This window comes from Polaromonas sp. P5_D5 (genome assembly GCF_054049435.1).
This window is the reverse complement of the sequence record NZ_JBFUMJ010000001.1, coordinates 1,280,191-1,297,559: the sequence shown is the minus strand read 5'-3', so window position 1 is coordinate 1,297,559 and position 17,369 is coordinate 1,280,191. Positions and strand designations below refer to the sequence as shown.

Genomic DNA, 17,369 nt, shown 5'->3' with positions numbered 1-17,369 from the left:
CAGCCATGCGGGCCGCCACCGCCCGGGCCGGGCCCTCTGCCTTGAAAAACGACATCGCGCTCCGCTACAATTGCGGGTTGACCCCACTAAGCCTCCCACCAAGCCTATTTCAAGCCAGTTCTTGAAGGACTCTCATGACCCAAGCAAGCGAAGCAAGCGCGAACGGTGTGCCCCACGGCGCCCCCGTCGATAAAGATAAAAGAAACTGGCTCGTGGCCACCTGCGCTGTAGGCGGCGCAGGCGTTGCAGCCACCGCAATCCCCTTTGTCAGCACTTTCCAGCCCTCCGAAAAAGCCAAGGCTGCCGGTGCGGCCGTCGAGGTCGATATCTCCGGTGTGAAGCCCGGCGAAAAGATCACGGTGGAATGGCGCGGCAAGCCCGTCTGGATCATCAAACGCACGCCCGAGCAGCTCGCCGAGCTGCCCAAGGTCGACGCCCTCCTGGCCGACCCCAAATCCGAGCGCAAGCCCGACGAACTGACCCCTGAATACGCCCGCAACGAAAACCGCTCCATCAAGCCCGAAACGCTGGTGGTGGTGGGCATCTGCTCGCACCTGGGCTGCTCGCCTTCCGACAAGTTCCAGCCTGGCGCGCAGCCTTCGCTGCCCAACGACTGGGCCGGCGGCTTCCTGTGCCCCTGCCATGGCTCCACCTTCGACATGGCCGGCCGCGTGTACAAGAACAAGCCCGCGCCGGACAACCTGGAAGTGCCGCCGCACATGTATCTCTCGGACACCCGTCTGCTGATTGGTGAAGACAAGAAGGCCTGAAGGCGCTTGCCGTAACCCGCGTTAACCAAGCTCCTTCACAAGACCCTGTAGCCAGCACCTGATACCCGCCGACCTTTCTGCCGCGTACCAGGTGCTTGCCAAAGAATCCCACCGAACCAGGATCAGTTATGGCTGAATTCAAAGAAATTTCCCCCGATGCCCCGCTCGCCGTCAAGGCGATGAACTGGGTCGACAACCGGTTTCCCGCCAGCAAGCTCTACAAAGAGCACATGAGCGAGTACTACGCACCGAAGAACTTCAACTTCTGGTACGTCTTCGGCTCGCTGGCCATGCTGGTGCTGGTCATCCAGATCGTCACCGGCATCTTCCTGACGATGAACTACAAGCCCGATGCCGCGCTGGCCTTCGGCTCTGTCGAATACATCATGCGCGACGTGCCCTGGGGCTGGCTGATCCGCTACATGCACTCCACCGGTGCTTCGGCCTTCTTCGTGGTGGTCTACCTGCACATGTTCCGCGGCCTGCTCTACGGCAGCTACCGCAAGCCGCGTGAGCTGGTCTGGATCTTCGGCTGCGCGATTTTCCTGTGCCTGATGGCCGAGGCCTTCATGGGCTACCTGCTGCCATGGGGCCAGATGAGCTACTGGGGTGCCCAGGTGATCGTCAACCTGTTTGCCGCCATCCCTTTCATCGGCCCTGACCTGGCGCTGCTGATCCGCGGCGACTATGTGGTCGGCGACGCGACGCTGAACCGCTTCTTTGCTTTCCACGTCATCGCCGTGCCGCTGGTGCTGCTGGGCCTGGTGGCTGCGCACATCATCGCACTGCATGAAGTCGGCTCCAACAACCCTGACGGCGTTGAAATCAAGGGCCCGAATGCACCGAAGGACGCCGCAGGCCACCCGCTCGACGGCATTCCCTTCCACCCTTATTACACGGTGCACGACATCTTTGGTGTGAGCGTCTTCCTGATGATCTTCACGGCGATCATCTTTTTCGCGCCCGAGTTCGGCGGCTACTTCCTGGAGTACAACAACTTCATCCCGGCCGACCCGCTGAAGACGCCGGCACACATCGCACCGGTCTGGTACTTCACGCCTTACTACTCGATGCTGCGCGCCATCACCGGTGAAATGGCCGGTGCGCTGGGCATCATCGCGATCGTCGCCGCAGTGCTTGCCGCCCGCAAACTCTCCGGCATCTTCAAACCGGCGGTGCTGGTGATTGCCATTGGCGCGGCCTTGCTGCTGGGCCTGCTGCCTTCCATCGCCAACTGGATCGGCCTGGTCATTCCTTCCGCCGGCGCCGGCATCGCGCAAGGCCTGGATGCGCTGGCCAAACCGCTGGCCGGCGTGCCTTTCCTGGGCGAGCTCTGGGGCATGATGATCAAGGGTATCGACGCCAAGTTCTGGGGCGTGGTCGTGATGGGTGGTGCGGTCATCATCCTGTTCTTCCTGCCATGGCTGGACCACAGCCCGGTCAAGTCCATCCGCTACCGCCCTGACTGGCACAAATACCTCTACGGCATTTTTGTCGTGAATTTCCTGGTGCTCGGTTACCTGGGCGTTCAGCCGCCATCGGCCATCGGTGAGCGTGTGTCCCAGCTCGGCACCCTGTTCTATTTTGGTTTCTTCCTTTTGATGCCGTGGTGGAGCCGCCTGGGTACGCCCAAAACGCCGCCTGACCGTATTGTTTTCCACGGTCACTAAGCAGGAGATAACAACAATGAAAAAACTGATTTTTTCCCTGATCGCAGCCCTCGGCCTGGTTGCCGGTGCACACGCTTCCGAAGGCGGCATGGCCTGGGACAAGGCGCCGAACAACACGAATGACCTGGGCTCTCTGCAAAACGGTGCCAAGCTGTTCGTCAATTACTGCCTGAACTGCCACTCCGCTGCTTTCATGCGCTTCAACCGCCTGAAAGACATCGGCCTGACCGAGCAGCAAATCAAGGACAACCTGCTGTTCACGACCGAAAAGGTCGGCGACACCATGAAGGCCGCGATTGATCCCAAGCAGGCGAAGGACTGGTTCGGCGGCAATCCGCCCGACCTGACCGTGATTGCACGTTCGCGCTCGGGTGCCGGCGGCACGGGTGCCGACTATCTTTACACCTACCTGCGTACCTACTACCGCGACGAAACCAAGGCCACCGGCTGGAACAATCTGGCGTTCCCGAGTGTGGCCATGCCGCATGTGCTGTGGGAACTGCAAGGTGTGCGCGCGCCGGTGTTCGACGAAAAGGAAGAGCACGGCCACAAGGTGTCGGTCTTCAAGGGCTGGAAGCAGGTCACGCCCGGCACCATGACGCCGCTGCAGTATGACCAGGCGATGGGCGACCTCGTGGGTTACCTGCAATGGATGGGCGAGCCGGCCCAGAACACCCGTATTCGTGTCGGCGTCTGGGTGCTGATTTTCCTTCTCGGCTTGACCTTTGTTGCCTGGCGCCTGAATGCGGCGTTCTGGAAAGACGTCAAGTAATTTTTCGCCGGGGCTAAGCTCCCGGCACCTTCTGGAGTGGATGCTTTCAATGTATCCACTCCTTTGCATTTAGGAGTTCCGCACCATGATGGTCCTTTATTCAGGCACGACCTGCCCCTTCTCGCACCGCTGCCGTTTTGTACTGTTTGAAAAGGGCATGGATTTCGAAATCCGCGATGTTGACCTGTACAACAAGCCGGAAGACATCAATGTGATGAACCCATACGGGCAGGTACCTATCCTGGTCGAGCGCGACCTGATCCTGTACGAATCGAACATCATTAACGAGTACATCGACGAGCGCTTTCCGCACCCGCAACTCATGCCCGGCGACCCGGTTGACCGTGCGCGCGTGCGCCTCTTCCTGCTGAACTTCGAAAAAGAACTGTTCGTCCATGTCAGCACGCTGGAATCGCGCGCCTCCAAAGGCAACGAAAAGGCGCTTGAAAAGGCCCGTTCGCACATCCGTGACCGCCTGACACAGCTCGCACCGATCTTCCTGAAAAACAAGTTCATGCTCGGCGACAACTTCTCCATGCTGGACGTGGCGATTGCCCCGCTGCTGTGGCGCCTGGACTACTACGACATTGACCTGTCGAAAAATGCCGCCCCGCTGCTCAAGTACGCGGAGCGCATCTTTTCGCGCCCCGCCTATATCGAAGCACTGACGCCGTCCGAAAAGGTCATGCGAAAGTAATGGCCCCCACGCTTGTCGCTTCGCATACTGCGCTGCCCCCCGAGGGGGCGCTGCGCCTGCGGCCCGGCGAAGCCGGTTCCGCGGCCCCGGCTGGCGAAGAGTGTGACACGCTGTTTCGGATTTAACTTGGCTGAATTCATGAACGCCCTGGACTCCACGTCGACCCGCCCTTATTTGATACGGGCTTTGTACGAGTGGTGCACCGACAACGGCTTCACGCCTTATGTGGCCGTGTCGGTGGATGACACCGTGCAGGTGCCGCGCGAGTACGTCAAGAACAACGAGATCGTGCTCAACATCAGTTTTGACGCGACCTCGTCGCTCAAGCTCGGCAACGATTTCATCGAGTTCAAGGCGCGATTTGCCGGCAGTGCCCGGGAAATCATGGTGCCCATCAGCCACGTGATTGCGATCTATGCCCGTGAAAACGGGCAAGGCATGGCCTTTCCCATGGTTGCGGCTTCCGCCGGTCCGGTTTCCGGTGCTGAGGCGGGTGCCGAAGACCCTCATGGCGCACCTCCGGTGGCTGCCGCGCCGGCTGCGCACCCGCACAGCCCGGCGGAAGGCCCGGAAAAGATCATGCAGCTGGTGCCCGAAAGCAACGCTGATACGCAAGCCGATGACGGTTCCGAGCCGCCGGATCCGCCCAAGTCGCCGCGCACACGGCCTTCACTGAAACGGGTCAAGTAAAATAGCTTTGTGCCGCTTTAGCTCAGTTGGTAGAGCAACCGCCTTGTAAGCGGTAGGTCGTCAGTTCGATTCCGACAAGCGGCACCATTTCTCCTTTCCTGTTGCCTTCCCCATGCCATATGGGTACCATACGCTACGAAATTGGTAGCAGGCAATGTGATCAACATGCGGGCCAGGACGTATTGAGGCTTCTGTGAGCCGGTCTGGACGACTACTTTTTGGCTATTAGTATCTTGAGCCGAATTGATGTAACCTTCCAACCTTTGCCGAGAAGGCGCGCCTGGATCAGGGGGAGCAACTGCCGGATTTTTGCAGCAGCCGCATTGCCATTTACCAGCAGGCACCAGGTTTCACCGTCAATCGGTCCGGCCTGAACGGCGGGCCGCAGGGCTTCAGGAAGCAGCGATTCAATGGCCTTGAGCCTTTCGCTGGACTCCTGAACGAGCTCCGTCAGCCGTGCCAGGGAAGGTGAATTCCCGGCCGCCTGGTAAACGGAAAGCGCCTGGGGAAGGCGCCGGTCAGTGGTCATGATGGGCAGATAGCAGCCTGGCAAGCGCAAGCTGAAAAAAAAGAGGTAGACAAGTGCATTTGATTATCACGGATGCGTGGCTGGCGAAAAGCCGGGCCATTTATTTAAGCGGTACCAAACTGGTGCTGGCCGGCTTTGTCGCCGCCCTGGCGCTCATGCTCGTGGCTGCGGGTCTCTATCACTGGGTGTTCCTCAAGGGAGCGCGGGAAGGCTGGCCGGTCGTCGGCTCGCTGGTCAAGCTCATGGTCAAGGACGAATTCGACCAGCGCGACCGCTTCATGCGCGAAAACCTCGACGTCATGGCCAGGCGGGTCGGCGAAATGCAGGCCAAGATGATGCAGCTCGAAGCGCTCGGCGAGCGGGTGTCGGGCCTGGCAGGGGTCAGCCCGAATGACATCAAGGTGACGCCCGGCCGCGGTGGCGTGCTGGTGGCGGGTCCCTCGCTGACCATGGAAGAGCTGCAAGCCACCCTGGCTGACCTGGACAAACTGACTGACCAGCGCGTGGACCTCATGACCGTGATGGAGTCGCGCCTCTTCGACCAGAAGATCAAGAAAATGATGGTTCCCACCCAGGAACCGGTGGCCGGTGGCAATCTGGGCTCACCTTTCGGCTGGCGCATTGACCCGATGAACGGGCGCTCGGCCTTGCACACCGGCTTGGATTTCCCGTCCGAGCCGGGTACCGCGATACTGGCCGCCGCAGGCGGTGTGGTCGTCACGCAGGAATACCACCCCGCCTACGGCAACATGGTGGAAATCGACCACGGCAACGAACTCGTCACACGCTACGCCCATGCGTCCCGCGTGCTGGTCAAAAAAGGCGACCTGATTAAGCGTGGCCAGAAGATTGCAGAAGTGGGCACCACGGGCCGTTCCACCGGTCCGCACCTGCATTTCGAGGTGCTGGTCCAGGGTGTCTTCCAGGACCCGCAAAAATTCCTGACCGCAGGGCAAAAACTGCCCGGGCCCACGGTGGCAGCGGTTTCTCCGCGTCCGGCTGTGCCGGCTCCCCAGCTGCCGCGCCCCCACTAGGCGCTTGCCGTTGCCGTGCCACGTGCACGGCTTTTGGTTTGCCGCTGAGGTTTTACGGCGGCGGGCCATGCGACTCCCTTGGCAGAGTTAAAATCAGGGGTTTGGGCCCAGTTGAAGTAACTGTTGGCGCCCACACCTAGGTTCCGTACACAAAAAGGGATTTCGGCCGCATTGCCTAGCTCGCGGGAGCGGTCAAAGGCGGCCTCGCATTTATGGCTTCCAACATCCTGACCAAAATTTTCGGCAGCCGCAACGACCGCCTGCTCAAAACCTACCGCAAAACCGTAGAACGCATCAATGCGCTGGAACTCGAGTATGAGAAACTGAGCGACGACCAGCTGCGCACCAAAACCCAGGAATTCAAAGACCGGGTGGCCGCAGGCGAAGAGCTCGATGCCATTCTTCCTGAGGCTTTTGCCGTGGTCCGGGAGGGCAGCAAGCGCGTCATGAAGATGCGTCACTTTGATGTGCAGCTGCTGGGCGGCATGTCGCTGCACAACGGCAAGATTTCCGAAATGCGCACCGGCGAGGGCAAGACCCTCACCGCCACGCTGCCGGTCTACCTCAACGCACTGACCGGAAAAGGCGTGCATGTGGTGACGGTCAATGACTACCTGGCCAGCCGCGACGCGCGCTGGATGGGCAAGCTCTACAACTTCCTGGGCCTGACGGTAGGCATCAACCTGCCCAACATGTCGCGCGAGGAAAAGCAGGCGGCCTACGGCTCCGACATCACCTACGGCACCAACAACGAGTACGGCTTTGACTACCTGCGCGACAACATGGTCTACGAGGTGGCAGACCGCGTGCAGCGCGGCCTGAACTACGCCATCGTCGACGAGGTCGATTCGATCCTGATCGACGAAGCGCGCACGCCGCTCATCATCAGCGGCCAGGCTGAAGACCACACCGAGATGTATCTGGCGATGAACAAGGTCGTGCCCTTGCTGACGCGCCAGGAAGGCGAAGCCGATCCGCGCACCGGCGAAGGCGTGACCAAGCCCGGCGACTACACCATCGACGAGAAAACCCACCAGGTTTTCCTGACCGAGCAGGGCCATGAGAACGCCGAGCGCCTGCTGTTCAACCTGGGCCTGATTCCGGAAGGCGCCACGCTATACGATCCGGCCAATATTTCGCTGATGCATCACCTGTATGCAGCGCTGCGCGCCAACCTGCTGTACCACCGCGACCAGCACTATGTGGTGCAGGACGGCGAGGTCGTGATCGTTGACGAATTCACCGGCCGCCTGATGTCGGGCCGCCGCTGGAGCGACGGCCTGCACCAGGCTGTCGAAGCCAAGGAAGGCGTGCAGATCCAGGCTGAGAACCAGACGCTGGCCTCCATCACCTTCCAGAACTATTTCCGCCTTTACAGCAAACTGGCCGGCATGACCGGTACGGCCGACACCGAAGCCTACGAATTCCAGGAAATCTACGGCCTCGAAACCACGGTCATCCCGCCCAATCGCGTCAGCCGCCGCGACGACCAGCTGGACCGCGTCTACAAGACCACCCGCGAGAAGTACGAAGCTGCGATCAAGGACATCCGTGAATGCTATGAGCGCGGCCAGCCCGTGCTGGTCGGCACGACGTCGATTGAGAACTCCGAAATCATCGACCAGTTGCTGATCAAGGAAAACCTGCCGCACCAGGTGCTCAACGCCAAGCAGCATGCCCGCGAAGCTGACATCATTGCCCAGGCCGGGCGGCCGAAAATGATCACCATCGCCACCAACATGGCGGGCCGCGGCACCGACATCGTGCTGGGCGGCAATGTGGAAAAATTGATTGAAGCGGTTGAAACGGACGAGTCGCTCGATGTGGCGGCTCAGGAAGCGGAAATCACCCGTCTGCGCGCGGTCTGGAAAGAAGAGCATGAGCAGGTTACCTCCCTGGGCGGCTTGCGCATCATCGCGACCGAACGCCACGAATCGCGCCGTATCGACAACCAGCTGCGCGGCCGTTCGGGCCGCCAGGGCGACCCCGGTTCATCGCGCTTTTATTTGAGCCTGGACGACCCGCTGATGCGCATCTTCGCGGGCGACCGCGTCAAGGCCATCATGGAGCGGCTCAAGATGCCCGATGGCGAGGCTATCGAGGCGGGCATTGTGACCCGCAGCATCGAGTCGGCCCAGCGCAAGGTGGAAGCGCGCAACTTCGACATCCGCAAGCAGTTGCTGGAATACGATGACGTAGCCAATGACCAGCGCAAGGTGATTTACCAGCAGCGCAACGACATCATGGATGCGGCCAACCTGCAGGCGCAAATCGCTTCCCTGCGCGAAGGCTGTTTTACCGACCTGGCGCGGCAGTATGTGCCGGTTGAAAGCGTTGAAGAGCAGTGGGACATCGCCGGGCTCGAGAACGTGCTGCGCGACGAATGGCAGATCGAGTTGCCCCTGCGCCAGGAGCTGGAAGCCGCGACCGCCATCACCGACGACGAAGTCGTGGAAAAAGTCATTGCCGCGGCCAACGCCGCATTCGCCGACAAGGTCGAGAAAATCGGCGAAGAAAACTTCACGCAGTTCGAACGCATCGTCCTGCTGCAGAGCATCGACAGCCACTGGCGTGAACACCTGAGCGCCCTCGACTACCTGCGCCAGGGCATTCACCTGCGCGGCTATGCGCAGAAGCAGCCCAAGCAGGAATACAAGCGCGAGGCTTTTGAACTCTTCGGCCAGCTGCTCGACAGCGTGAAGAACGAAGTCACCAAGGTGCTGATGACGGTCAAGATTCAGTCGGGTGAACAGCTGGAGCAGGCCGCCGAGGAAATGGAAAGCCGGGCCGAGAACATCACCAACGTCACCTACACCGCACCCACTGAAACCGGTGAGGTGGAAACGACGCTGGACAGCGAATCGCAGCGCCGCGCGTCGTCCATACCGGCTGACGAAGTGCCGCGTGTGGGCCGCAACGACCCTTGCCCTTGCGGCTCGGGCAAGAAGTACAAAAACTGCCACGGCCGACTGAACTGAGCACCGCGCTGCGCTGAACACTGCCGATTTAACCCTGATTTTCCGGAGTCCTGGAACATGCCCGTCAATCTGGTTGCCACGCCCGCCGCGGACCTTTACCCTGTGCCCGGCGTGCGCTGGGGAATCACCGAAGCGGGCATCCGCAAGGCCAATCGCAAAGACCTTTCGGTGCTGCTGCTTGACGAGGGCGCCTCGGTCGGGGCCGTCTTCACGCAAAACCGCTTTTGTGCGGCGCCCGTGCAGATCTGCCGCGAGCACCTGGCTAAAAATGACGGCAAGACGGCCGGCATACGCGCCATGCTTATCAACACGGGCAATGCCAACGCCGGCACCGGCGACGACGGCCTGAGCCGCGCGCACGCCAGCTGCATCGCACTGGCCCGGCTGCTGGACATTGCACCTGAGCAGATCCTGCCGTTTTCCACTGGCGTCATCATGGAGCCGCTGCCCAACGACCGCATCGCGGCCGGCCTGCCTGCCGCACTGGAGGCTGCCAAGGCCGACAACTGGGGCAACGCCGCCGAAGCCATCATGACGACGGATACGGTCGCCAAGGCTTTCTCCGCGCGCGTGAAGATTGCAGGCGCCGACGTCACCATCACCGGCATCAGCAAGGGCGCCGGCATGATCCGGCCCAACATGGCCACCATGCTGGGCTTCATGGCCACCGATGCCTGCGTTGCCCAGCCGCTCATGGCGCAGCTGGCCACAGAACTGGCCGAAGGGTCATTCAACCGCGTGACTGTCGACGGCGACACCTCAACCAACGACTCGTTCGTCGTGATGGCCACCAACAAGGCGAAGCACCCGCCCATCACTTCACTCGACAGCGCAGAAGGCAAGGCCCTGCGCGCTGCCATGCTGGACATTGCCCGCAAGCTGGCCCAAGCCATCGTGCGCGACGGCGAAGGCGCCACCAAGTTCATCACCGTCGCCGTCGAAGGCGGCAAGACCGGCGAAGAGTGCCGCAAGGTGGCCTATGCGATCGCGCATTCGCCGCTGGTGAAAACCGCCTTCTTCGCCAGCGACCCCAACCTCGGCCGCATCCTGGCAGCAGTCGGCTACGCCGGTATCGATGACCTGGACCAGACAAAAATCGACCTCTACCTGGACGACGTGCTGGTCGCCAAAAACGGTGGCCGCCATCCTGCTTATGTCGAGGCTGACGGCCAGCGTGTGATGAAGCAAAGCGAGATCACTGTGCGCGTGGTGCTGGGCCGAGGCGATGCAGCCGACACGGTCTGGACCTGCGATCTCTCCTATGACTACGTCAAAATCAACGCGGATTACCGCAGCTAGTCCGGCCGAGCATGAACGAGCAGTTTGAACGCCTGATCACCCGTGTCGAGTCCCTGATGGCGCGGATTGAATCCGTGCTGCCGCAACCGCTCACCGCGCCGGACTGGAGCGCTTCGATTGCCTACCGCTACCGCAAGCGCAGCTCCGGCCACGGCTCGCTGGAGCCGGTGCGCCACATCGGCAACATGAGCCTGGGCGACCTCAAGGAAATCGAGGACCAGAAGGAAAAGATCCGGCGCAACACCGAGCAGTTTGTCAGCGGCAAGCCCGCCAACAACGTGCTGCTGACCGGCGCGCGCGGCACCGGCAAGTCCTCGCTGATCAAGGCCTGCCTCAATGAATATTCGGCGCGCGGCCTGCGGCTGATCGAGGTCGACAAAGCCGACCTGACTGACCTGCCGGACATCGTCGACGTTGTGTCCGGACTGCCCGAAAAATTCATCGTCTTTTGCGACGACCTGAGTTTTGAAGAAGGCGAGCCCGGCTACAAGGCGCTCAAGTCCATCCTCGATGGTTCTGTGGCAGCGGCGACGCCCAATGTGCTGATCTACGCGACCAGCAACCGGCGCCACCTGCTGCCCGAGTACATGACCGAAAACCTCACCTACACCCACGGTGACGATGGTGAGGTGCATCCCGGTGAAGTGGTCGAAGAAAAGATTTCGCTGTCGGAGCGCTTCGGCCTGTGGGTCAGTTTTTACCCCTTCACCCAGGACGAATACCTGACCATCGTCGCGCAGTGGCTGTCGTCCTTCGGCGTGGGCCCCGACGCAATTGCGGCCGCGAGGCCCGCATCGCTGGTCTGGGCGCTGGAGCGCGGCTCACGCAGCGGCCGCGTGGCCTACCAGTTCGCCCGCGACTACGCCGGCCGCGATAGTGCCAGCCGGCCCGCGGCGGCTGCACCCATCGCGGCGTATGAGCGGCCGGGCGCTGCGGTGGCTGCTGCGTCGCCCGACGGCGACCACGCTCCCGACCATTCGACATGAGCGTGCTGGTCGCCGACGGCGAGCGCCCGCGCGAGGGCGGTGTGGACCGCAAGGTGGTCGACGTGGCCGTCGGCGTGCTGATCCGGCCCAATGGCGATTTCCTCCTCACCTCACGCCCACCGGGCAAGGTCTACGAAGGTTATTGGGAATTTCCGGGCGGCAAGCTCGAAGCCGGTGAAACGGTCGAAGAAGCCTTGCGCCGCGAACTGCAGGAAGAAATCGGCGTCACCATAGGCGCCGCCCAACCCTGGAAAGTCGAAATGGTCGACTATCCGCACGCCTTGGTCCGCCTCAACTTCTGCAAGGTCTTCGACTGGACCGGCGAACTCCACATGCACGAAGGCCAGTCCTTTGCCTGGCAAAACCTGCCGGTGACAGTGCAGCCAGTGCTGCCGGGCACGGTGCCTGTGCTGGACTGGTTTGCCGCAGAAAAATAGAACACCCCCGTTCAGGCTCACTTCGTGTAGCCTGCTCCCCCCTTGCAGGGGGCGGCGCCTGCGGCCCGGCAAAGCCGAAAACTAAGTTCACCCCGTCGGACGCTCACTGCGTGTAGCGCCTTCCCCCTTCCAGGGGCGGCGCCTGCGGACTGGCAGAGCCAGATCCGCGGCCCCTGCTGGCAAGGCAGCCGACCGCTATTAAATTTATAGCTGCTTGCGCTTGCCAGTATTGGGCTAGAGGCACTATTCATGGGTAAAAAGAGGCCAAAAAGCCCCTTTTAGACATCAAAATGCCTTCAAGACCCGTTGTGTCGGCCGCCAAACGGCGCTAAGACCCGGTTTTCAGGCATCAAATAGCGCCTCAGCCCAATAGTGGCAAGCGCAAGCAGCTATTGAATTGATAGCGGTGTTTTGCCAGCAGGGGCCGCAGGTCCGGCTTTGCCGGCCTGCAGGCGCCGCCCCCTGCAAGGGGGAAAGGGGCTACACGCAGTGAGCCCCGATGGGGGTGTGCCTAGAACTCCCAGGCTTTGCTCGCCCCCATCACGGCATTGGGGTAGGGCGACTTGCCCCGCGATCCGTTGTAGCGGCCCAGGCCCATGAAGAGGTCGCCGCGTTCGCGGTCCAGGTAGTGGCGCAGGATCACGCAGCCAAAGCGCAGGTTGGTCTGCATGTGAAAGAGTTTGGAGGGGTCGCCGTCGCCGATCACACGCGTCCAGAAAGGCATGACCTGCATGTAGCCGCGCGCGCCGACGTTGCTAACCGCGAATTTGCGGAAATTGCTTTCGACCTGGATCAGGCCCAGCACCAGTGTGGTGTCCAGCCCGGCGCGGCGGCTTTCGTACCAGACGGTTTGCAAAAACTCCTTGCGGATTTGCCACTCGGGTTTTTTCTTCTTGAGCCGCTCGCTCATGGCGCCCAGCCAGCGCAGGTAGGCGAGCCGGCTTTCGGTGTCCTTGAACTCGGGCACGGGAGGTGCCTGGTTGGCAATCGCCGAACTCAAAGCCGTGCGCACCGAGTCGATCAGCGGCTCTTCCACCTGCGCGCCAGCATGCGCCTGCTGTGCCAGCAGCAGCGGGCTGAGGGCGATGGGCAGGGCCTGCAGGCAGCTTCGCCTGGAAATCCCCTGCGCCTTGGCCGGAGCGGCACCGGATGCGGACGTCGTCAATGAGCGCACGGAAACCATTGGAGCGTCAAAGCGCCAGCTTTCCCTTGAGGAAATCAAAGGCGCCGGCAACGTCGATCTTGCTCGAAGCCGCATCGCGCCGGTGCTGGTATTCGAGCTGGCCGTCTTTGAGGCCGCGGTCGCCGATGGTGACGCGGTGCGGCACGCCAATCAGTTCCCAGTCGGCAAACATGGCGCCGGGCCGTTCGCCGCGGTCGTCCAGGATCACGTCCACGCCGGCTGCGAGCAGTTCCGCGTAAAGCTTGTTGGCGGCCGCTTCGACTTCGGGAAAGCGGTCGGGGCTGATGGGGCACAGCACCACGGTGAAGGGCGCAATCGCGTCGGGCCAGATGATGCCGCGCTCGTCGTGGTTTTGTTCGATGGCGGCGGCCGGCAGGCGCGTGATGCCGATGCCGTAGCAACCCATTTCCAGGAATTGGGGCTTGCCGTTTTCACCGAGGAAGGTGGCGTTCATGGCCTGGCTGTATTTGGTGCCGAGGTAGAACACGTGGCCGACCTCGATGCCGCGCTCAATCACCAGCGCACCCTTGCCGTCGGGCGAAGGGTCGCCCGCAACCACGTTGCGGATGTCGGCCACCAGTTCGGGCTCGGGCAGGTCGCGGCCCCAGTTGACGCCGGTGGTGTGGAAGTCCACTTCGTTGGCGCCGCACACCCAGTCGGCCATGGCCGCGACTTCGCGGTCCGCCACCAGCTTGACGGGTTTCTTCAGGTTGAGCGGGCCGAGGTAGCCAGGCTTGCAGCCGAAATGGTCTTCAATTTCCGGCAGGGTGGCAAAGCGAAAGTCCGCCAGGCCCGGCACCTTGCCAACCTTGACCTCGTTCATGTCGTGGTCGCCGCGCAGCAGCAGCAGCCAGACCTGCGTCTTGATGACCTTGCCGGTTTCATCCATCTGGTCGGTGGCCAGTACCAGCGACTTGACGGTGGAAGCGAGCGGGATGCCCAGCAGTTCCGCCACGTCGGCGCAGGTGGCTTTGCCGGGCGTGGCGGTTTTGGTCAGCGCCTGGGAAGCGGCCTTGCGTGCGCCCTGGGGCGCCAGCGCCTCGGCTTTTTCCATGTTGGCGGCGTAGTCGCTGCCGGGGCAATACACGATGGCGTCTTCGCCGGTGGCGGCGATCACCTGGAACTCTTCGCTGAGGTCACCGCCAATGGCGCCGCTGTCCGCCGCGACGGCGCGGTAGGTCAGGCCGAAGCGGTCAAAAATCTTGCGGTAGGCCGCGGCCATGACCTGGTAGCTGGCCTTGGCGCTGGCCTGGTCGCGGTCGAAGCTGTAGGCATCCTTCATGATGAACTCGCGCCCACGCATCAGGCCGAAGCGCGGACGGCGTTCGTCGCGGAACTTGGTCTGGATCTGGTACAGGTTTTTGGGCAGCTGCTTGTAGCTCTTGATGTCCTGGCGCATCACATCGGTGACGACTTCCTCGCTGGTCGGCTGGACGACAAAGTCGCGGCCGTGGCGGTCCTTGATGCGCAGCAGCTCGGGGCCCATTTTTTCAAAGCGGCCGGTTTCCTGCCAGAGTTCGGCCGGCTGGATCACCGGCATGGTCATTTCGATCGCGCCGGCGCGATTCATTTCCTCGCGCACGATGGCCTCGACCTTGCGGATCACGCGCAGGCCCATCGGCATGTAGTTGTACACGCCGGCGCCCAGTTTCTTGATCATGCCGGCCCGCATCATGAGCTGGTGGCTGACGACTTCCGCGTCGGCAGGCGCTTCCTTGAGGGTGGAAATAAAGAACTGGGAGGCTTTCATGGGCGGTTTTCGGGGATTCCGGGGTTGGAAAAAAGGATGGAAAAGAGTCGAAAAAGGAACGAAAAGGGAACGGGAAAGGGGTGCTGCAGCCCGCCGTGCGCTTGGCGCTGGGGCCTTCGCTGTGCATAATGGACTCAGTTTAAAAAATTGAGGTTTGATTATGCTTGACCGGGACGGCTTTAGGCCCAACGTCGGCATCATCTTGCTCAACCAGAGAAGTCAGGTATTTTGGGGCAAACGTATCCGTACCCACTCGTGGCAATTTCCGCAGGGTGGCATTGACCGGGGCGAAAATCCCGAGCAGGCCATGTACCGCGAGTTGCATGAAGAAGTGGGGCTGATGCCGCAGCATGTGAATGTGCTGGCCCGAACCCGAGACTGGTTGCGCTATGAGGTGCCTGACCGGTTCATCCGCCGCGATGCGCGCGGACATTACAAAGGCCAGAAACAAATCTGGTTCCTGCTGCAACTGGTTGGCCACGACTGGGACTTGAACCTGCGCGCCACAGACCATCCGGAGTTCGATGCCTGGCGCTGGAACGACTACTGGGTGCCGCTGGACGTGGTGGTCGAGTTCAAGCGTGGCGTGTACGAAATGGCCCTGACCGAGCTGTCGCGGTTCGTTCCGCGCACGGACGCGCGTTTCGAGCAACGCCCCGACCACCGCAACCGTTATTTGCGCGGGGGATTGCATCAGCGTGACCATGCGGGCCAGGCCGGCGAGGGCGGTTTACCGACCGCTGGCGAGCCCTTTCATGCACCAATGACACGGCTGGGAGCGTCTTTCGAACTGCCGCCCGGCGCCACTTTTGAACCCGATCCGCAGACCAGCCTGGATGCGAACAGCCAACCAACCAAACCATGAATCTCAAACCCGCCCTTGTGGCCGCCGCACTTTTGCTGGGCATCAGCTGTACATCGTGGGCCGTCGCCCCGCTGGAAGATCCCGAAGAGTGGAAAGAAGACAGCGTCTCGGCGCCGCCGGCCTTCGACCTCACCAAACTCGTCACGTTTGAGGTGTCGCCCAATTCCCAGCTGGTGTACGGTGTGGACCCTGCGACCATCCAGATTTCGAGCAAGGACAGCGTCGTGCGCTACGTGATCGTGGCCTCCAATGCCAGCGGCGCGCGCAATGTGATGTACGAAGGCATACGCTGCAGCACCGGCGAATTCAAGACATACGCCCGTTATTCAGACGGCAAATGGACCAACGTCAGCAAGCCCGAATGGAAGTCGGTGTTCGGCAACATGCCGTCCAAGCATGCCTTTCGTTTGGCCAGGGCCGGCGCCTGCGACAGCGCGGCACCTGTGCAAACAGTGGACCTGATGGTGTCGCGGCTGAAGAACCCGAACTTCAGGACCCGGGAATAGGGTCGTAGGAAATAGGCTCGCGGCCCGGCGGTGCCTAGCGGGTCAATACCAGGTTGGTGCGGTGAACCATCTCGGGCTCGCCGGTGTAGCCCAGCAGTTTTTCGAACTCTGACGATGCCTTGCGGCAGATCATGCGGGCTTCGGCGCTCGAATAATTGGCCAGGCCGCGCGCGATCTCGGCGCCTCCGGGGTCCCTGATGGCGATGACATCGCCGCGCGAAAACTCCCCCTGAACGGCCGTCATGCCGATGGGCAGCAGGCTTTTGCCCTCATCGCGCACCTTGCCCACGGCGCCTGCGTCCACCGTGACTGAGCCCCGCATTTGCAGGTGATCGGCCATCCATTGTTTGCGTGCCTGCATCTTCTGGGTTTGCGCCACCAGCAGCGTGCCGATGGGCTCGCCCCGGGTCAGCCGGACCAGTGCTTGCGGCTCGCGGCCCCAGGCGATAACCGTCGATGCGCCTGAGCCCGCGGCGCGTTTGGCGGCCAGGATCTTGGTGATCATGCCGCCCTTGCCGATGCTGGAACCTGCGCCTCCCGCCATGGTCTCCAGCGCTGCGTCGCCGGCCTTGGCCTCATGCACAAACTGCGCGGCCGGGTCCTTGCGCGGATCGGCGGTGTAGAGGCCGCGCTGGTCTGTGAGGATGACCAGCGCGTCGGCTTCCACCAGGTTGGCGACCAGTGCGCCCAGCGTGTCGTTGTCGCCAAACTTGATCTCGTCATTGACGACGGTGTCGTTTTCATTGATGACAGGCACCACGCCAAGCTGCAACAGCGCCAGCAGGGTGGAGCGCGCATTGAGGTAGCGTTCGCGGTCTGCCAGATCGGCGTGCGTCAGCAGGACCTGGGCGCTGCCGATGCCGTTTTCGCGCAGCTTGGTTTCATAAACCTGTACCAGACCCATCTGGCCCACGGCGGCGGCGGCCTGCAGCTCATGGATGGCCTTGGGCCGCGTTGCCCAGCCGAGGCGTTTCATGCCCTCGGCAATGGCGCCGCTGCTGACCATGATGACCTCCCGGCCGTCCTTCACGAGGGCTGCCAGCTGCTCGCACCACTGGCCGATGGCCACGGAATCCAGCCCGCGCCCTTCGTTGGTGACCAGGCTGGAGCCCACCTTCACCACGATGCGTTTGGCGTTGCGCAGGACCAAGGAGCCGGTTTGTTCTTGCATTTAAGTATATTTTAGGGCTCTAGCCCAATCAG

At 61.9% G+C, this 17,369-nt stretch carries 16 protein-coding genes and 1 tRNA gene; 13 read left to right on the top strand and 4 right to left on the bottom strand.

All coding sequences use genetic code 11. The annotated features are described in order from the left end of the window. The first annotated feature begins 134 nt into the window (after positions 1–134). The 6 genes from petA to ACXJKE_RS06320 all read left to right on the top strand — a co-directional run bounded on the left by petA (position 135) and on the right by ACXJKE_RS06320 (position 4,686). A complete protein-coding gene (petA, locus tag ACXJKE_RS06345) occupies positions 135–770 on the top strand; it encodes a ubiquinol-cytochrome c reductase iron-sulfur subunit (RefSeq protein WP_457279695.1) in 636 nt (211 codons plus the stop codon). Between the two features lie 128 nt (positions 771–898). Then, entirely contained in the window at positions 899–2,440 is a 1,542-nt protein-coding gene (locus ACXJKE_RS06340) for a cytochrome b (protein WP_457279694.1), read from the top strand. A gap of 16 nt (positions 2,441–2,456) precedes the next feature. Beyond that, positions 2,457–3,212 (top strand): cytochrome c1, encoded by a 756-nt coding sequence (locus ACXJKE_RS06335; protein WP_457279693.1) that lies wholly within the window; start codon positions 2,457–2,459, stop codon positions 3,210–3,212. A gap of 85 nt (positions 3,213–3,297) precedes the next feature. Then, positions 3,298–3,909 (top strand): glutathione S-transferase N-terminal domain-containing protein, encoded by a 612-nt coding sequence (locus ACXJKE_RS06330; protein WP_007868077.1) that lies wholly within the window; start codon positions 3,298–3,300, stop codon positions 3,907–3,909. Positions 3,910–4,047: 138 nt separating this feature from the next. After that, positions 4,048–4,599 (top strand): ClpXP protease specificity-enhancing factor, encoded by a 552-nt coding sequence (locus ACXJKE_RS06325; RefSeq protein WP_457279692.1) that lies wholly within the window; start codon positions 4,048–4,050, stop codon positions 4,597–4,599. An 11-nt stretch (positions 4,600–4,610) separates the two neighbouring features. Beyond that, positions 4,611–4,686 (top strand) — tRNA-Thr (locus tag ACXJKE_RS06320). 124 nt (positions 4,687–4,810) lie between these two features. On the opposite strand, the gene ACXJKE_RS06315 is transcribed toward ACXJKE_RS06320, so the two are convergent. Continuing rightward, positions 4,811–5,128 (bottom strand): hypothetical protein, encoded by a 318-nt coding sequence (locus ACXJKE_RS06315; protein WP_457279691.1) that lies wholly within the window; start codon positions 5,126–5,128, stop codon positions 4,811–4,813. Positions 5,129–5,181: 53 nt separating this feature from the next. Between ACXJKE_RS06315 and ACXJKE_RS06310 the strand changes: the two genes are divergently transcribed. From ACXJKE_RS06310 to ACXJKE_RS06290, 5 genes are all read left to right on the top strand, one after another. Further along, positions 5,182–6,162, top strand: a complete 981-nt coding sequence (locus ACXJKE_RS06310) for a M23 family metallopeptidase (RefSeq protein ID WP_457279690.1) — start codon at positions 5,182–5,184, stop codon at positions 6,160–6,162. Between the two features lie 212 nt (positions 6,163–6,374). Further along, positions 6,375–9,140: a preprotein translocase subunit SecA gene (gene secA, locus ACXJKE_RS06305; protein WP_457279689.1), complete on the top strand. Its 2,766-nt coding sequence runs from the start codon at positions 6,375–6,377 to the stop codon at positions 9,138–9,140. 57 nt (positions 9,141–9,197) lie between these two features. After that, positions 9,198–10,439: a bifunctional glutamate N-acetyltransferase/amino-acid acetyltransferase ArgJ gene (argJ, locus tag ACXJKE_RS06300; protein WP_457279688.1), complete on the top strand. Its 1,242-nt coding sequence runs from the start codon at positions 9,198–9,200 to the stop codon at positions 10,437–10,439. Between the two features lie 11 nt (positions 10,440–10,450). Next, positions 10,451–11,425 (top strand): ATP-binding protein, encoded by a 975-nt coding sequence (locus tag ACXJKE_RS06295; protein WP_457279687.1) that lies wholly within the window; start codon positions 10,451–10,453, stop codon positions 11,423–11,425. Further along, entirely contained in the window at positions 11,422–11,862 is a 441-nt protein-coding gene (locus tag ACXJKE_RS06290; protein WP_457279686.1) for an NUDIX domain-containing protein, read from the top strand. Before ACXJKE_RS06295 ends, ACXJKE_RS06290 begins: the two co-directional genes overlap by 4 nt. 511 nt (positions 11,863–12,373) lie before the next feature. Here the strand turns inward: ACXJKE_RS06290 and ACXJKE_RS06285 are convergent. Continuing rightward, complete coding sequence (locus ACXJKE_RS06285; protein WP_457279685.1) at positions 12,374–13,045, bottom strand: lytic transglycosylase domain-containing protein; 672 nt, start codon at positions 13,043–13,045, stop codon at positions 12,374–12,376. A gap of 7 nt (positions 13,046–13,052) precedes the next feature. Further along, positions 13,053–14,795, bottom strand: a complete 1,743-nt coding sequence (locus ACXJKE_RS06280) for a proline--tRNA ligase (RefSeq protein ID WP_457279684.1) — start codon at positions 14,793–14,795, stop codon at positions 13,053–13,055. 160 nt (positions 14,796–14,955) lie between these two features. Between ACXJKE_RS06280 and ACXJKE_RS06275 the strand changes: the two genes are divergently transcribed. Both ACXJKE_RS06275 and ACXJKE_RS06270 read left to right on the top strand, forming a co-directional pair. Next, entirely contained in the window at positions 14,956–15,660 is a 705-nt protein-coding gene (locus ACXJKE_RS06275; RefSeq protein ID WP_457279683.1) for an RNA pyrophosphohydrolase, read from the top strand. Then, positions 15,657–16,166, top strand: coding sequence for a CNP1-like family protein (locus tag ACXJKE_RS06270; RefSeq protein ID WP_457279682.1), 510 nt, complete (start codon positions 15,657–15,659; stop codon positions 16,164–16,166). Before ACXJKE_RS06275 ends, ACXJKE_RS06270 begins: the two co-directional genes overlap by 4 nt. A gap of 34 nt (positions 16,167–16,200) precedes the next feature. Here ACXJKE_RS06270 and proB read toward each other — a convergent pair whose 3' ends face one another. Further along, positions 16,201–17,337 carry a glutamate 5-kinase gene (gene proB, locus ACXJKE_RS06265; RefSeq protein WP_457279681.1) on the bottom strand — a complete coding sequence of 379 codons (1,137 nt, stop codon included), beginning with the start codon at positions 17,335–17,337 and terminating at the stop codon, positions 16,201–16,203. Positions 17,338–17,369 lie beyond the last annotated feature (32 nt).

Bases quoted from the DNA above. Each gene is read 5' to 3' on its own strand.
- ACXJKE_RS06270 (WP_457279682.1), top strand. From the start codon at position 15,657: ATGAATCTCAAACCCGCCCTTGTGGCCGCCGCACTTTTGCTGGGCATC.
- ACXJKE_RS06340 (WP_457279694.1), top strand. From the start codon at position 899: ATGGCTGAATTCAAAGAAATTTCCCCCGATGCCCCGCTCGCCGTCAAG.
- argJ (WP_457279688.1), top strand. From the start codon at position 9,198: ATGCCCGTCAATCTGGTTGCCACGCCCGCCGCGGACCTTTACCCTGTG.
- ACXJKE_RS06290 (WP_457279686.1), top strand. From the start codon at position 11,422: ATGAGCGTGCTGGTCGCCGACGGCGAGCGCCCGCGCGAGGGCGGTGTG.
- ACXJKE_RS06330 (WP_007868077.1), top strand. From the start codon at position 3,298: ATGATGGTCCTTTATTCAGGCACGACCTGCCCCTTCTCGCACCGCTGC.
- petA (WP_457279695.1), top strand. From the start codon at position 135: ATGACCCAAGCAAGCGAAGCAAGCGCGAACGGTGTGCCCCACGGCGCC.
- ACXJKE_RS06315 (WP_457279691.1), bottom strand. From the start codon at position 5,128: ATGACCACTGACCGGCGCCTTCCCCAGGCGCTTTCCGTTTACCAGGCG.
- ACXJKE_RS06280 (WP_457279684.1), bottom strand. From the start codon at position 14,795: ATGAAAGCCTCCCAGTTCTTTATTTCCACCCTCAAGGAAGCGCCTGCC.
- secA (WP_457279689.1), top strand. From the start codon at position 6,375: ATGGCTTCCAACATCCTGACCAAAATTTTCGGCAGCCGCAACGACCGC.
- ACXJKE_RS06275 (WP_457279683.1), top strand. From the start codon at position 14,956: ATGCTTGACCGGGACGGCTTTAGGCCCAACGTCGGCATCATCTTGCTC.
- proB (WP_457279681.1), bottom strand. From the start codon at position 17,337: ATGCAAGAACAAACCGGCTCCTTGGTCCTGCGCAACGCCAAACGCATC.
- ACXJKE_RS06285 (WP_457279685.1), bottom strand. From the start codon at position 13,045: ATGGTTTCCGTGCGCTCATTGACGACGTCCGCATCCGGTGCCGCTCCG.
- ACXJKE_RS06335 (WP_457279693.1), top strand. From the start codon at position 2,457: ATGAAAAAACTGATTTTTTCCCTGATCGCAGCCCTCGGCCTGGTTGCC.
- ACXJKE_RS06295 (WP_457279687.1), top strand. From the start codon at position 10,451: ATGAACGAGCAGTTTGAACGCCTGATCACCCGTGTCGAGTCCCTGATG.
- ACXJKE_RS06325 (WP_457279692.1), top strand. From the start codon at position 4,048: ATGAACGCCCTGGACTCCACGTCGACCCGCCCTTATTTGATACGGGCT.